This window comes from Streptomyces sp. NPDC111744, from assembly GCF_055634995.1.
Window position 1 is genome coordinate 193,680 of the sequence record NZ_JBVKCG010000005.1, and the last position, 14,386, is coordinate 208,065.

Annotated in this window: 11 protein-coding genes and 2 tRNA genes; 4 read left to right on the forward strand and 9 right to left on the reverse strand. The window is 69.4% G+C overall.

Annotated elements, in window-relative coordinates:
- Nucleotides 1-51 precede the first annotated feature (51 nt).
- A complete protein-coding gene (locus ACZ7OO_RS13580) occupies nucleotides 52-2,676 on the reverse strand; it encodes a valine--tRNA ligase (protein WP_471504494.1) in 2,625 nt (874 codons plus the stop codon).
- A gap of 137 nt (nucleotides 2,677-2,813) precedes the next feature.
- Here ACZ7OO_RS13580 and ACZ7OO_RS13585 point away from each other — a divergent pair, with 137 nt between their 5' ends.
- Entirely contained in the window at nucleotides 2,814-3,818 is a 1,005-nt protein-coding gene (locus tag ACZ7OO_RS13585; RefSeq protein ID WP_471504496.1) for a hypothetical protein, read from the forward strand.
- Between the two features lie 79 nt (nucleotides 3,819-3,897).
- Here the strand turns inward: ACZ7OO_RS13585 and clpX are convergent, their stop codons facing one another.
- The 5 genes from clpX to ACZ7OO_RS13610 form a co-directional block, all read right to left on the reverse strand.
- Nucleotides 3,898-5,184, reverse strand: coding sequence for an ATP-dependent Clp protease ATP-binding subunit ClpX (gene clpX / locus ACZ7OO_RS13590; protein WP_351319384.1), 1,287 nt, complete (start codon nucleotides 5,182-5,184; stop codon nucleotides 3,898-3,900).
- A 189-nt stretch (nucleotides 5,185-5,373) separates the two neighbouring features.
- The gene (locus tag ACZ7OO_RS13595; RefSeq protein WP_471504498.1) at nucleotides 5,374-6,039 is read right to left on the reverse strand and encodes an ATP-dependent Clp protease proteolytic subunit; all 666 of its coding nucleotides are present in this window, start codon (nucleotides 6,037-6,039) and stop codon (nucleotides 5,374-5,376) included.
- Between the two features lie 72 nt (nucleotides 6,040-6,111).
- Nucleotides 6,112-6,717, reverse strand: coding sequence for an ATP-dependent Clp protease proteolytic subunit (locus ACZ7OO_RS13600; protein ID WP_390040446.1), 606 nt, complete (start codon nucleotides 6,715-6,717; stop codon nucleotides 6,112-6,114).
- Between the two features lie 371 nt (nucleotides 6,718-7,088).
- A complete protein-coding gene (gene tig / locus ACZ7OO_RS13605) occupies nucleotides 7,089-8,483 on the reverse strand; it encodes a trigger factor (protein WP_471504500.1) in 1,395 nt (464 codons plus the stop codon).
- A 187-nt stretch (nucleotides 8,484-8,670) separates the two neighbouring features.
- Nucleotides 8,671-8,747, reverse strand: a tRNA-Pro gene (locus tag ACZ7OO_RS13610).
- Between the two features lie 162 nt (nucleotides 8,748-8,909).
- Here ACZ7OO_RS13610 and ACZ7OO_RS13615 point away from each other — a divergent pair.
- Nucleotides 8,910-8,980 (forward strand) — tRNA-Gly (locus ACZ7OO_RS13615).
- A gap of 217 nt (nucleotides 8,981-9,197) precedes the next feature.
- On the opposite strand, the gene ACZ7OO_RS13620 is transcribed toward ACZ7OO_RS13615, so the two are convergent.
- Nucleotides 9,198-9,392 carry a hypothetical protein gene (locus ACZ7OO_RS13620; RefSeq protein ID WP_471504502.1) on the reverse strand — a complete coding sequence of 65 codons (195 nt, stop codon included), beginning with the start codon at nucleotides 9,390-9,392 and terminating at the stop codon, nucleotides 9,198-9,200.
- A gap of 460 nt (nucleotides 9,393-9,852) precedes the next feature.
- Between ACZ7OO_RS13620 and ACZ7OO_RS13625 the strand changes: the two genes are divergently transcribed.
- Entirely contained in the window at nucleotides 9,853-10,971 is a 1,119-nt protein-coding gene (locus ACZ7OO_RS13625) for an acyltransferase family protein (protein ID WP_471504504.1), read from the forward strand.
- 6 nt (nucleotides 10,972-10,977) lie between these two features.
- Here the strand turns inward: ACZ7OO_RS13625 and ACZ7OO_RS13630 are convergent, their stop codons facing one another.
- Together ACZ7OO_RS13630 and ACZ7OO_RS13635 are read right to left on the reverse strand one after the other, a co-directional pair.
- Nucleotides 10,978-11,445: an HD domain-containing protein gene (locus ACZ7OO_RS13630; RefSeq protein WP_471504506.1), complete on the reverse strand. Its 468-nt coding sequence runs from the start codon at nucleotides 11,443-11,445 to the stop codon at nucleotides 10,978-10,980.
- Between the two features lie 355 nt (nucleotides 11,446-11,800).
- Nucleotides 11,801-12,964 carry a SpoIIE family protein phosphatase gene (locus ACZ7OO_RS13635; protein WP_471504508.1) on the reverse strand — a complete coding sequence of 388 codons (1,164 nt, stop codon included), beginning with the start codon at nucleotides 12,962-12,964 and terminating at the stop codon, nucleotides 11,801-11,803.
- Nucleotides 12,965-13,139: 175 nt separating this feature from the next.
- On the opposite strand from ACZ7OO_RS13635, the gene ACZ7OO_RS13640 reads away from it, so the two are divergent.
- Nucleotides 13,140-14,381: a GNAT family N-acetyltransferase gene (locus ACZ7OO_RS13640; protein ID WP_471504510.1), complete on the forward strand. Its 1,242-nt coding sequence runs from the start codon at nucleotides 13,140-13,142 to the stop codon at nucleotides 14,379-14,381.
- The last annotated feature ends 5 nt before the right edge of the window (nucleotides 14,382-14,386 follow it).

Sequence of the window (14,386 nt, forward strand, 5' to 3'; positions counted from 1 at the left end):
GCGTCCGGCGACCCGGGAACGGGCTGCCGGACGCCTGCGGGGACGCTCGGGTTACGCCTGCGGAAGGCGGTCCAGCTGGGCCTGGATGCGGGCGATGTCCTCGTCCGCCTTCGCCAGGCGGCCGCGGATCTTGTCGACCACGTTGTCCGGGGCCTTCGCCAGGAACGCCTCGTTGCCCAGCTTGGCCGTCGCCTGGGCCTTCTCCTTCTCGGCCGCCGCGAGGTCCTTGGCGAGACGCTTGCGCTCGGCCGCCACGTCGATCGTGCCGGAGAGGTCGAGGGCGACCGTGGCACCGGCGACCGGCAGGGTGGCCGTGGCCGCGAAGGCGTCGCCCTCCGGCTGGAGGCGCAGCAGCTGGCGGATGGCCGCCTCGTGCCGGGCGAGCGCCGTGCCGTCGAGGGTGAGACGGGCCGGGACCCGCTGGCCGGGCTGCAGGCCCTGGTCGGCGCGGAAGCGGCGGACCTCCGTGATGACGGACTGGAGGCTCTCGATCTCCTTCTCCGCCGCCTCGTCACGGAAGCCCGAGTCCTCCGGCCACTGTGCGATGACCACCGACTCGCCGCCCGTCAGCGTGGTCCACAGGGTGTCCGTGACGAACGGGACCACCGGGTGGAGCAGCTTCAGGGTGACGTCGAGGACCTCGCCCAGGACGCGCTGGGAGACCTCGGCGCCCCGGCCGCCCGCCTGGAACGTCGTCTTCGACAGCTCGACGTACCAGTCGAAGACCTCGTCCCACGCGAAGTGGTAGAGGGAGTCGGACAGCTTCGCGAACTGGAAGTCGTCGTAGAACGCGTCGACTTCGGCGACCGTCTTGTTGAGCCGGGAGAGGATCCAGCGGTCCGTCGCCGACATCTCGGAGGCGTCCGGGAGCGGGCCCTCGACGGTGGCGCCGTTCATCAGCGCGAAGCGGGTCGCGTTCCAGATCTTGTTGGCGAAGTTGCGGGAGGCCTGGACCCAGTCCTCGCCGATCGGGACGTCGGTGCCGGGGTTGGCGCCGCGGGCCAGCGTGAAGCGGACGGCGTCGGAGCCGTACTTGTCCATCCAGTCCAGCGGGTCGACGACGTTGCCGAAGGACTTCGACATCTTCTTGCCGCGCTCGTCACGGACCAGACCGGTCAGGGCGATGGTGCGGAAGGGGACCTCGCCGTCCATCGCGTAGAGACCGAACATCATCATCCGGGCGACCCAGAAGAAGATGATGTCGTGGCCGGTGAGCAGGACGTCGGTCGGGTAGAACTTCCGCAGGTCAGCGGTCTGTTCGGGCCAGCCGAGCGTGGAGAACGGCCACAGGCCCGAGGAGAACCAGGTGTCCAGGACGTCGGTGTCCTGCTTCCAGCCCTCACCGGTGGGGGCCTCGTCGTCGGGGCCGACACAGACGACCTCGCCCTCGGGGCCGTACCAGACCGGGATGCGGTGGCCCCACCACAGCTGCCGCGAGATGCACCAGTCGTGCATGTTGTCGACCCAGTCGAAGTACCGCTTCGACATGTCCTCCGGGTGGATCTTGACCCGCCCGTCGCGGACCGCGTCGCCGGCCGCCTTCGCCAGCGGGCCGACCTTGACCCACCACTGCATGGACAGCCGCGGCTCGATGGTGGTCTTGCAGCGCGAGCAGTGGCCGACGCTGTGGACGTACGGCCGCTTCTCGGCGACGATCCGGCCCTGGGAGCGCAGCGCCGCGACGATCGCGGAACGCGCCTCGAAACGGTCCAGCCCCTCGAAGGGACCGTGGACCGTGATGACCGCGCGCTCGTCCATCACGGTGATGGACTCCAGGCCGTGGCGCCGACCGATCGCGAAGTCGTTCGGGTCGTGGGCCGGGGTGACCTTGACGGCACCCGTGCCGAACTCCGGGTCGACATGCGTGTCCGCGACGACGGGGATCGTACGGTCGGTCAGCGGGAGCTTGATGCGCTTGCCGACCAGGTGCTGGTACCGCTCGTCGTCCGGGTGGACGGCGACGGCGGTGTCGCCGAGCATCGTCTCCGCACGCGTGGTGGCGACGACCAGCGTCTCGTCCCCCTCGCCGTACTTGATGGAGACCAGCTCGCCGTCGTCCTCCTGGTACTCCACCTCGATGTCGGAGATGGCCGTCAGACAGCGGGGGCACCAGTTGATGATGCGCTCGGCGCGGTAGATCAGCTCGTCGTCGTAGAGCTTCTTGAAGATGGTCTGGACGGCCTTGGACAGGCCCTCGTCCATGGTGAAGCGCTCACGGTCCCAGTCGACGCCGTCGCCGAGCCGGCGCATCTGGCCGAGGATCTTGCCGCCGTACTCTTCCTTCCACTGCCAGACGCGCTCGACGAACGCCTCCCGGCCGAGGTCCTGACGGGACTTGCCCTCCTCGGCGAGCTGCTGCTCGACCTTGTTCTGGGTGGCGATACCGGCGTGGTCCATGCCGGGCAGCCACAGCGACTCATAGCCCTGCATGCGCTTGCGGCGGGTCAGCGCGTCCATCAGCGTGTGCTGGAAGGCGTGGCCCAGGTGCAGGGAGCCGGTGACGTTCGGCGGCGGGATGACGATGGTGTACGCGGGCTTGTCGCTCTTGGCGTCGGCCGCGAAGTAACCGCGCTCTACCCAGCGCTCGTACAGCGTCCCCTCTACGTCGGCCGGCGCGTACTGGGTCGGCAGTTCGGTGCTGGGCGCTGGTGGCTGCTGCTGAGCGTTCTCGGTCACGGGGCTCAGTTTAGAGGTGTCACGGGGCAGTCCCGAAACGCGTTTGTTCTGTAACGGTGAGCAGCCCCGTGCCATGAGTCACCGGTGGCTGAGCCAGGATGTCAGGATCGCATAAGCATCTGGAGGGGAACCCAGAGATGAGCTACAACCAGCCGGGCCCGTACGGTGGGCCGCCGCCGCAGCAGCCCGGACCGTACGGACAGCAGCCGGGTCCATACGGGCCGCCGCCGCAGGCGCCCCAGCCCGGCTACGGCTCCCAGCCCGGCTACGGCTCCCAGCCCGGCTACGGCTACCCCCAGCAGCCCCCGCCACAGCCCCCGCAGCCGGGCTACGGCCACCCGCCGCAGGGTGTTCCCCCTGTCCCCCCGCAGAACCCGTACGGCCAGCAGCAGCCGCCCTACGGGCAGCCTCCGTACGGTCAGCAGCCCTACGGCGTTCCGCAGCCGCCGGCTCCGGGCGGCGACCGGAAGAAGACGGGTCTGATCATCGGCGCGGTGGCCGTGGTGGCCGCCGTGGCGGTGGGCGCGTACTTCGGGCTCGCCGGGAGCGGAAGCGGCGGACTCCAGGACGACGGGCCGCACAAGCTCACCGCGCCGGCCTCGCTGCTGTCCGCCAAGTACAAGCGGGTGGGCGCCCCCAGCGAGGAGAAGGCGAGTTCGAGCGACGCCGAGGACTTCGCCAAGTCCGGTGTCACCGATGCCACGTCGGTCACCGCGATCTACTCGACCGTCGATCTGGAGTCCCTCGACGCCACCGACCCGACGGATCTGGCGAAGGCGCAGACCGCCGAGAACATCACCCTGTTCGGGGTCTACGGCTCGGTGAAGGACCCGCAGGCCGCGCTGGACGCCACCTTCGTGCAGATGAAGAAGGCCGGCACCTCCAGCGGCAAAAGCGTCAAGCTGGTCGGTGACGCGCAGTCGGTGTCCCCCGACGGACTCGACGGCGCGGTGATGAAGTGCCAGCAGGCGCAGGGCAAGAGCCAGCTCACCGGCAAGAACCAGACGGCGTACCTGTGCATCTGGGCGGACTACAGCACGATCGGCATGGTGGAGCCGACGGCCGGTGTGAAGACGTACGGCGTCGACGAGTCGGCGAAGATCGCCGCCGATGTCCGCGCGGAGGTGCGCGTCGCCAAGTAGGCCGGTCAGACAGGTGAACGTGTGAACGACGAAGCGCCGGGCTCCTCCGAGGAGGGCCCGGCGCTTCGGTGTTGACGGGTTACGCCGACTTCTGCTCCCCCGCGCCCCGGCCGCGCGCGTCGCGCGGGATCAGGGTCGGGTTGACGTTGGAGTGGACGACGTCGGCCGTGATGACGACGCGGGCCACGTCCTTGCGGGACGGCACCTCGTACATCACGGACATCAGGACCTCTTCCATGATGGCGCGCAGGCCGCGGGCGCCGGTCTGGCGGAGGATCGCCTGGTCGGCGATGGCCTCCAGGGCCTCGCGCTCGAAGTCCAGCTCCACGCCGTCGAGTTCGAAGAGGCGCTGGTACTGCTTCACCAGCGCGTTGCGCGGCTCGATCAGGATCTGGAGGAGAGCCTCGCGGTCCAGGTTGTGGACCGAGGTGATGACGGGCAGCCGGCCGATGAACTCGGGGATCATGCCGAACTTCACCAGGTCCTCGGGCATGACGTCCTCGAACTGGTCCTTGGACTGCAGCTCGCGCTTGGAGCGGATGGTCGCGCCGAAGCCGATGCCCTTGGCACCCGCCCGGGACTCGATGATCTTCTCCAGGCCCGCGAACGCACCGCCCACGATGAACAGCACGTTCGTCGTGTCGATCTGGATGAACTCCTGGTGCGGGTGTTTGCGGCCGCCCTGCGGCGGGACCGACGCGGTCGTGCCCTCCAGGATCTTCAGCAGGGCCTGCTGCACGCCCTCGCCGCTGACGTCCCGGGTGATCGACGGATTTTCGCTCTTCCGCGCGACCTTGTCGATCTCGTCGATGTAGATGATCCCGGTCTCGGCCTTCTTGACGTCGTAGTCGGCCGCCTGGATCAGCTTGAGGAGGATGTTCTCGACGTCCTCGCCCACATAGCCCGCCTCCGTCAGCGCGGTCGCGTCGGCGATCGCGAACGGGACGTTCAGCATGCGGGCCAGGGTCTGCGCCAGGAGCGTCTTGCCGGAGCCCGTGGGACCCAGCAGCAGGATGTTGGACTTCGCCAACTCGATCGCGTCCTCGCGGCTCTGGCCGCCGCCGTTCTCACCGGCCTGGACCCGCTTGTAGTGGTTGTACACCGCGACCGAGAGGGCCTTCTTGGCGGCCTCCTGGCCGACCACGTAGCCCTCCAGGAACTCGTAGATCTCGCGGGGCTTCGGGAGTTCCTCCCAGCGCACCTCGCTCGTCTCGGCGAGTTCCTCCTCGATGATCTCGTTGCAGAGGTCGATGCACTCGTCGCAGATGTACACACCGGGCCCTGCGATGAGCTTCTTGACCTGCTTCTGGCTCTTGCCGCAGAACGAGCACTTGAGCAGATCGCCGCCGTCACCGATGCGTGCCACGGTGTGCTTCCCCTTCGCCTGGGAGACGCCTGGATTCTTCCGAATCCAGCGACTCCTGGTGCTGCCTTATGTCGACGGTACCTTGCCGGGCCCCCCGTACGGGCCCCCCTTGGCACGGTTCACTTTGACGTGCACCTTGCCTGGCGCGCGGTCAAACCGGGCCAAGGGTGGCAGAGACTACATCCTCTGTCAGAGGACCTCGGCGTTGTTCATCTTCCGGGTGGAGATGATCTGGTCCACGATGCCGTACTCCAGCGCCTCCTCGGCCGTGAGGATCTTGTCGCGCTCGATGTCCTCGCGGACCTGCTCGATCGGCCGGTTGGAGTGCTTGGCCAGCATGGTCTCCAGCTGGTCACGCATCCGCGTGAACTCCTTGGCAATGATCTCCAGGTCGGAGAGCTGGCCACGGCCGGTGGAACCGGCCGGCTGGTGGATCAGCACACGGGAGTTCGGCAGCGCCATGCGCTTGCCGGGCGTGCCGGCGGCCAGCAGGATGGCCGCGGCGGAGGCCGCCTGGCCCATGCAGACCGTCTGGATGTCGGGCTTCACGAACTGCATCGTGTCGTAGATCGCCGTGAGGGCGGTCATGTCGCCGCCCGGGCTGTTGATGTAGATCGAGATGTCCCGGTCGGGGTCCATCGACTCCAGGCACAGCAGCTGCGCCATGACGTCGTTGGCGGAGGCGTCGTCGATCTGGACGCCCAGAAAGATCACGCGCTCCTCGAAGAGCTTCGCGTACGGGTCGTACTCGCGGATGCCCTGGGAGGTGCGCTCGACGAAGCGCGGGATGACGTATCGGGCGTCGGGCCGGGGCCCGTCGTAGCGGGCGTCAGCGGCGCCGGGGATGTTGCTCATGAGGGTGTTCACCGTCCTGGTGGCGTTCGGGGGCTGGAGTCTCGGCGGAGCGTGGCGTGGCCGGGCCTGGGGTCAGGCGCCGGTGCCGCCGCCTCCCGGAACACCGGAGGCATGCGTGATGATCTCGTCAATGAGACCGTACTCCTTGGCCTCTTCCGGGGTGAACCAGCGGTCACGGTCGCCGTCGCGGATGATCGTCTCGACGGTCTGGCCGGAGTGCTGCGCGGTCAGCTCGGACATGCGCTTCTTGGTGCGCAGCAGGTACTCGGCCTGGATCTTGATGTCCGAGACGGTACCGCCGAGGCCCGCGGAGCCCTGGTGCATCATGATGTCGGCGTGGGGCAGCGCGAAGCGCTTGCCGGCGGCACCGCCGGTGAGCAGGAACTGGCCCATCGAGGCCGCCATGCCCATCGCGATGGTCACCACGTCGTTCGGGATGTACTGCATGGTGTCGTAGATCGCCATGCCGGCCGTCACCGAGCCACCGGGGCTGTTGATGTAGAGGTAGATGTCCTTGGCGGGGTCGGCCGCCAGCAGCAGCAGCTGCGCGGTGATCTTGTTGGCGATGTCGTCGTCGACCTGCTGACCCAGGAAGATGATCCGCTCGCCGAGCAGCCGGTTGTATACCTGGTCGCCGAGGCCACCACCGATGGAAGGCTCGCCGGCGGCGGAGGGCATCAGATTCGTCACGTATCCACCTGCTCGTCTTACGACGGCGCCGGGCCGTCTCGCGTTTCCGTAGCCGGGGGCTTGGCTGCCCTCGTACTCATGGACCCTAACGCGATGGTCCCTTCGGGGAATCCCGGTAAGAGGGCTGTTCGCCGGGGGCGTAGCGCGGGTGCCTCCGGCGGAAGGGCCGCTGTCAACCCGCCGTGACGGTGCCCGGGGGTGGGCGCGTGCGGCGCCTTCGTGGCTTGGCGCGCAGTTCCCCGCGCCCCCCGGCGGCGGCTTCGCCGCCTTCGAGGGCGCGCCCCGGCCCGGTGACGGCAAAGGGCCCCCGGGAACGGATCCCAGGAGCCCCTTGTACGCCGTTACGGGCGCCGTAGGGCTCAGCCCTCGGTCTTCTCCTCGTCCGGGGCGGCCGGGGACTCGGCGGCGGCCTCGGCGGTCTCCGCCTCGGTCTCGTCCTCGTCCTCGTCGTCCAGGTCGACGAGCTCGCCGTTGGTGTCCTTCACCGTGGCGGCCTCGACCACGACGGCCAGGGCCTTGCCGCGGGCGACCTCGCCGACCAGGAGCGGAACCTGGCCGCCCTCGACGACGGCCTGGGCGAACTGGTCGGGGGACATGCCGGAGGAGGCCGCACGCCGCATGAGGTGCTCGGTGAGCTCCTCCTGGTTGACGTTCAGCTTCTCGACCTTGACGAGCTCGTCGAGGACGAACTGGGTCTTGATGCCCTTGACCGCGGCCTCACGGGTCTCGGTCTCGAACTCCTCGGCGGTCTTGCCCTGGATCTCGAGGTACTTCTCGAGGTCGAGGCCCATCTGGCCGAGCTGGTGGTGCTCCAGGTTGTGCTTGCGGGTGTTGATCTCGTCCTCGAGCAGCTTCTCGGGGACGGGCACCTCGACGAGCTCGAGAAGCTTCTCCAGGACGCGCTCCTGGGCCTGCGTGGCCTGGTCGTACGTCTTCATGTCGGCCAGGCGCTTGCGGCTGTCGGCCTTCAGCTCGTCCAGGGTGTCGAACTCGGAGGCGAGCTGCGCGAACTCGTCGTCCAGCTCGGGGAGTTCCCGCGCGGCGACCTGGGTGACCTTGACGGTGACCTCGGCCTCGCGGCCGGCCGCGGAGCCGCCCTTGAGCTCGGAGGTGAAGGTGGCCTCGCCACCGGCCTCCAGGCCCTTCACGGCGTCGTCGATGCCCTCGAGGAGCTCGCCGGAGCCGATGGTGTAGGAGACGCCGTTGGCGATGCCGTCCTCCAGCACCTCGCCGTCGACCTTGGCCTCCAGGTCGATGGTGACGACGTCACCCTCCTCGGCGGCACGCTCGACCGGAGAGGTGGACGCGAAGCGCTCGCGGAGCTGCTCCACGGACTTCTCGATGTCCTCGTCCGTCACCTCGACGGCGTCGACCTCGACCTCGATACCGGAGTAGTCCGGGATCTCCAGGGAGGGACGGATGTCGACCTCGGCGGTGAAGTTCAGCGTCTCGCCGTCCTTCAGCTCCGTGATGTCGACCTCGGGCTGTCCCAGCGGGCTGAGCTCGGCCTCGTTGACCGCCTCGGTGTAGAACTTCGGAAGCGCGTCGTTGACGGCCTCTTCCAGCACCGCACCGCGGCCGAACCGCTGGTCGATGACGCGGGCCGGGATCTTGCCCTTACGGAAGCCCTTCACCGTGACCTGCTGGTTGATCTTCTTGTACGCCGCGTCGAGGCTGTCCTTGAGCTCCTCGAAGGGCACCTCGACAGTGAGCCGAACCCGAGTCGGGTTCAGGGTCTCCACGGCGCTCTTCACGGTTCGGTCTCCTTGTGGCTGACTGCTTGGGTTCTGCCGGTGCCAGAGGGGCCCGGCGGAGTTTCGCCGCCCGGAGGAGTTCGTAGGCCGCCGTGACGGGGGCCGGGACACGCGGGCGCGCAGCTTGCATAGTAACCGCAGCCGCTCAGCGCCCCAAAAGGCGATCAAGACGGACGCCGTCATCCAGTGGTCGGGGTGGCGGGATTTGAACCCACGGCCTTCCGCTCCCAAAGCGGACGCGCTACCAAGCTGCGCCACACCCCGTTTCGGTGCGACACGTAGGGTACATGCCCGGGCCGCCCGCGTCGGCCGCTTTGTTCACCCGCGCCGGACCGACTCCCCGCAGACCAACACGTTGGCCTACGCGGCGGACGACCCGCTACGATGCCTTCTGTGCCGCGGTCACGGACTTGCGGCGCGTGTTGTGCGGGCGTAGCTCAATGGTAGAGCCCCAGTCTTCCAAACTGGCTACGCGGGTTCGATTCCCGTCGCCCGCTCCGCGTGGCGAAGGCCCAGGTGAGAGATTCCGATCTCCCCCTGGGCCTTTCGGCGTATCCGGGGTCCGGGGCTGGGCCATCTCTCGCCGGCCGGGCACACCCGGCCGTACGGCCGGAGCGGCCGGGGCGGCTGCCGTACGGGGCGTACGGAATGTACGTCGCCGTCCTCCTGGTGCGGTCCGGGCGTGGCCCTCGCCAGGCGGTCGGAAGCCGGCGGTCAGAAGTTGATCGAGTTGATGGTCTGCGCTATCGAGTCGAGGAAACGCTGGATGGACGGGGCCATTCCGGTCGACGCGAGGAAGAAGCCGAAGAGGACGGCGACGATCGCGGGACCGGCCTTGATGTTCCCCCCTCTGATCATCACCACCAGGATGATCGCCAACAGCAGCACCACAGACAGTGAAATGGCCACAACTGATCACGCCCTCGGTCGGTTCCGCTCCCGGCCCGGGGGTACGACCCCGCACCCCCGCCAGAACCATCGTGCCACCAACCCGGCCGCACTATGCGGCCCGTGACACAACGTCGACAACGCGCCTCCCACCGGCCACCGCCCGCACAGCAATTCGAGGGTCCACCCGGCCGTAGATCCAGGGTAATTGGCGGACATGGATTCGGTGTCCACACAAACCACGCGCAGCCAATTCGAATTGTTGACACAGACACCGCAACACCCGGTCACACGCCGCCGTTATGCACCAATTAGTCAGGATGAATAGGGACATCACGGATGTAAGTGCCGCATGGAACCGCATGGGTACAGGAGTCGACCCCGTTAAATCCACGGGCGGTTCACGGGCGGTCACGGCGGATATCCAGGATTCCCATCGGCGGTTTTACGAAATCCCACAGGCGACGCTAGGGTCCTTCAGATGTCCGACGCCGCCACGTCCCCCGGCCAGAACCCCACACCGCGCCCCCCGGCCCGTCCGCCGGTGGACAGACCGCGCGACGCGTTCTTCGACAACGCCAAGTACCTGGCGATCGTGCTCGTGGCGATGGGTCACTCCTGGGAGCCGCTGAAGGGCGACAGCCGCGTCCTGGAGGCGGCGTACTCCGTCGTGTACGCCTTCCACATGCCGGCGTTCATCATCATCTCCGGCTACTTCTCCCGGAACTTCGACATGCGCCCGGACCGGCTGAAGCGGCTGGTCACCGGTGTCGTCGTGCCGTACGTCCTGTTCGAGACCGCCTATTCACTGTTCCAGCGGTACGTCGACGACTCCCCCGGCCAGGACATCAGTCTGCTCGACCCCTGGTACCTGACCTGGTTCCTGTGCGCGCTGTTCGTCTGGCGGCTGACCACGCCGATCTGGAGGACCGTCCGCCACCCTCTTCCCGTCGCCTTCGGCATCGCGATGCTGGCGTCCGTGTCGCCCACCATCGGGGACGACCTGGACCTTCAGCGGGTCCTGCAGTTCCTGCCGTACTTCGTGCTCGGCCTGTGCCTGCGGCCCGAGCACTTCCGGCTGGTACGCCGGTGGTCGGTGCGGGTCGCCGCGGTGCCGGTGTTCGCGGTCGCGCTGGCGTTCGCCTGGTGGTCGGTGCCGCGGATGAACACCGCGTGGTTCTACCACCGGGACTCCGCGCAGGAGCTGGGTGCGCCGTGGTGGTGCGGGCCGGTGATGGTGCTCGCGATGTTCGGCTGCTCGATGGTGCTGACGGCCTGCTTCCTCTCCTGGGTGCCGGGCCGGCGGATGTGGTTCACGACACTGGGCGCGGGCACGCTGTACGGCTATCTGCTGCACGGTTTCGTGGTGAAGTACGGCGACCACGCGGGCTGGTTCGACCCGAGGTGGCTGCACGGTCCGCTCGGCGAGATCCTCGTCACCGCGCTCGCCGGCGCCGCTGTCACGCTGCTGTGCTCCCGGCCCGTCCAGCGGGTGTTCCGGTTCGCCATGGAGCCGAGGATGGCCTGGGCGTTCCGGCAGGACGCGGCGGAACTGGCGCGGGAGCGGGGGCGGCAGAGCCGGGAGATGGCCAACGCGTGATTCCGCCTACGCGGATTCCGCTGACGCGGGCAGACCGAGTAGGGCGCGCATCCGGGCGTACTTCTCGGTCAGCCGGTTCCGGGTGTCCTCGTCCAGTACGGCGAGACGGCCGGGGTCGGCGTTGTGCGCGAGGTCGGCCTGTTTGACCAGGAGTGCGCCCGGGGTGTCGAGGATGCGCCGGGCGTACGCCTCCGGGGGCTCGCCGGGGCGTTTGGTGACGGCGAGGACGATGGCCCTGGTGCGGGCGCTGAGCGGGGCCGCGGCGAGCCAGTCCGCCGTGAGGGCGTGGTCCTCGACGGAGTCGTGCAGCCAGGCGGCGGCGATCTGCTCCGGGTCACCGCCGCGGACACGGACGCCTTCGGCGACGGCGGCGAGGTGCTCGGCGTAGGGGCGGCCGGCCTTGTCGGTCTGCGCCGCGTGAGCTGCTCGGGCGAGCTCCTCGACTTCGGGAAGGGAGAGAGGGGTCCGGGTCACGGTGCGAGTATGCCGTGGCGGGGGCGCGGGGTTTCACTTACCGGCGTCGGCAGGGTGCCGCCGCGCCCACCCGTGCCGTCCCAGCGGCCCGACTGCCCGCGGCTTCGTGGCTGACGCGACTGCAGCGCCCCGTAAGGGGCACAGGGGCTGTGTCAATGTGCGGCTCCGCCACGGGCGTGATCAGCTCCCACACCGGCCGCAGGCGAGTGGGCATCCAACACGCCCACGTCCGTGAAGATGCCGCTGAGCAAGCGCCCCCCTAGGGGCCCGGGGCTGTGCCAATGTGCGGCTCCGTCACGTGGGCGCGATCAGCCCCCACCCACCGGCAGGTGAACGTCGGCCGCGGTCCCCCGGGTCAGCGTGCCGCCTCGCGGCAGATCAGCAGCAGGGCCCGGTCGTCGTTCACGTCCTTCGCCACCGCCTCGATCAGGTGCCAGGCCGCGCCGTGGAAGCCGCCGGCGACATAGCGGTCGGCCTCTCCCGTGAGGCGGTCGATTCCCTCCACGATGTCGCGGTCCGACGTCTCCACCAGGCCGTCCGTGAAGAGCATCAGGACATCGCCCGGGCGCAGGGAGCCCTTGACCGAGTCGAACTGCGCGCCGTCGTACACGCCCAGGAGAGGGCCCTCCGCCGCCTTCTCCTCCCAGCGGCCGCTGCCGGCGCTGAGCTGGAGGCCCGGCGGGTGGCCCGCGGAGTACAGCTCGTAGTCGCCGGAGTCCAGGTCGAGGACCAGGTGGATCGAGGTGGCGAAGCCCTCGTCCCAGTCCTGGCGCAGGAGGTAGCCGTTGGCTGCGGTGAGGAAGGCGTGCGGCGGCAGGGAGCCCAGGAGGCCGCCGAACGCCCCGGACAGCAGCAGCGCGCGGGACGCCGCGTCCATGCCCTTGCCGGAGACGTCCGTGAGGACGACCTCCATCGTGCGGCCGTTGTTGGTACGGGCCGCGACCACGAAGTCGCCGGAGAAGGACTGGCCGCCGGCCGGCCGCAGGGCCATCTCGCGGTGCCAGCCCGGCGGCAGCTTCGGCAGCTTGCTCTGCACCCGGATGCGTTCGCGCAGGTCGAAGAGCATGGTGCCGCCGCGCCGCCAGGGCACGCCGACCCGGCTGCGGAACTGGGCGGTGAGGAGACCGAAGAAGCCGCAGGCCGCCACGACCAGGACCACTCCCGGGGTGACCCGCGACGGGCCCTCGGTGTAGGGGCCGAGGCGTACCGACTCCACGATCAGTGCCGTGGCCGCCGCCGCGTACAGGCCGAGCAGGCTCGCCGGGCGCAGCAGCAGGCCGCCCGCGATGATCGGCAGGACCAGGGAGGCCGGGGAGAACCACACCGAGTTGGCGAGGGTCATGGCCGCCAGGACCGGGACGGTCAGCAGGAGTCCGGCGAGCGCGATCCAGTCGGAGCCGTCGCCGCGGAAGTAGTCCACGGCGCTTCTGCGCAGGCCGACGCGGGCCCGGTGCCACTGCATCTTCCACCGGGCCGTGAACGTCTCGGCCTTTCCCCGCCGCTCTCGGTCTACTGCCATCAGTTCGGGACCCTATCCATCGGACCAGCTGCTTGGCACGGGAGGTCCCACTTGTCCCCCGTCCGAGGTTCGCCTTCGGGTGCGACTTCACAGTGAACTTCACCGGACGCCCCCGCGTCGCCGTCCGGGAGAAAATCGCTGGCTCGTCCTGCAACGCCCCTGCTAGGCATGGCGTATGGCGACCGACCGTACGACCGAAGTGAAGGTGCTGCGTCCCGAGGAGTTCGACGGGTGGTGGGACCACCTGGTGCGGGCCTTCGGTGCCGGCCCGACACCGGCCGAGGAGCGCGAACTGGACCGCTCCCTCACGGAGTTCGAGCGTTCGCTGGCCGTCTGGGACGGGCCCGAACTCGTCGGGACGGGAGGGGCGTTCAGCTTCCGGATGACCGTGCCGGGCGGCGCCGTGGTGCCCGCCGCGGGCGTCACCATGGTGAGCGTGTCCGCGACCCACCGGCGGCGCGGGGTGCTGACCTCGATGATGCGCCGCCAGCTGGACGACGTACGGGAGCGGGGCGAGCCCCTGGCCGCGCTGACCGCCTCCGAGCCGGCGATCTACGGCCGCTTCGGGTACGACGCCGCGATCTACCAGCTGCACGCCGAGATCGACACGAGCCGGGTGACTCTGGCGGTACCGGCCGGCACCGACGACGTACGGCTGCGGTACGCGGGGCCGGCCGATGTGCTCGACGCGTGCGAGGCGGTGTACGCGGAGCTGGTGCCGCTGCGGCCCGGGATGCTGGCCCGGCAGCCCGGCTGGGAGCGGGCGGGGCTGCTGGACCCGGAGAGCGAGCGGGACGGCGCGTCGGCGCTGCAGTGCGTGGTCGCCGAGCGGGGCGGGAGGATCACCGGGTACGCCCGGTTCCGCACGAAACTGGGCTGGGGGCCGAGCGGGCACGACGGCACGGTCACGCTGGACGCCCTGGCCGCGCTGGACCCGGCGAGCGACGCTGCGCTGTGGCGGTTCCTGTTCGGCATCGACCTGATGTCGACGCTGGCAGTACGGGGGCGGCCGGTCGACGACGCCTGGCAGTACCTGGTCTCCGACATCCGGCGCTGTAGGACGCGGGTGCGGGACATGGGGTACGTCCGTCTCGTCGACGTCGGTAAGGCGCTCGCGGCGCGGACCTACCAGGCGCCGGTGGACGTGGTGCTGGAGGTGGACGACGCCTTCTGCCCCTGGAACACGGGGCGTTGGCGGCTGAGCGGGGACGCCAAGGGTGCGTCCTGCGAGCGTACGACGGACACGGCCGAGCTCGCCCTGTCCGTACGGGAGCTGGGGGCGGCGTATCTCGGCGGTGTCTCCCTGCTGTCGCTGGCGCGCGCCGGCCGGGTGCGGGAGCTGCGGCCGGGGGTACTGGCGGAGGCTTCTACGGCGTTCGGCTCAGCGGTACTGCCGTGGCTGCCGCACGGTTTCTAGCGCGC

Coding starts and splice junctions, on each gene's coding strand:
- ACZ7OO_RS13625 (WP_471504504.1), top strand. CDS start 9,853: ATGTCCGACGCCGCCACGTCCCCCGGCCAGAACCCCACACCGCGCCCC.
- ACZ7OO_RS13600 (WP_390040446.1), bottom strand. CDS start 6,717: ATGCCCTCCGCCGCCGGCGAGCCTTCCATCGGTGGTGGCCTCGGCGAC.
- ACZ7OO_RS13635 (WP_471504508.1), bottom strand. CDS start 12,964: ATGGCAGTAGACCGAGAGCGGCGGGGAAAGGCCGAGACGTTCACGGCC.
- ACZ7OO_RS13640 (WP_471504510.1), top strand. CDS start 13,140: ATGGCGACCGACCGTACGACCGAAGTGAAGGTGCTGCGTCCCGAGGAG.
- ACZ7OO_RS13595 (WP_471504498.1), bottom strand. CDS start 6,039: ATGAGCAACATCCCCGGCGCCGCTGACGCCCGCTACGACGGGCCCCGG.
- ACZ7OO_RS13585 (WP_471504496.1), top strand. CDS start 2,814: ATGAGCTACAACCAGCCGGGCCCGTACGGTGGGCCGCCGCCGCAGCAG.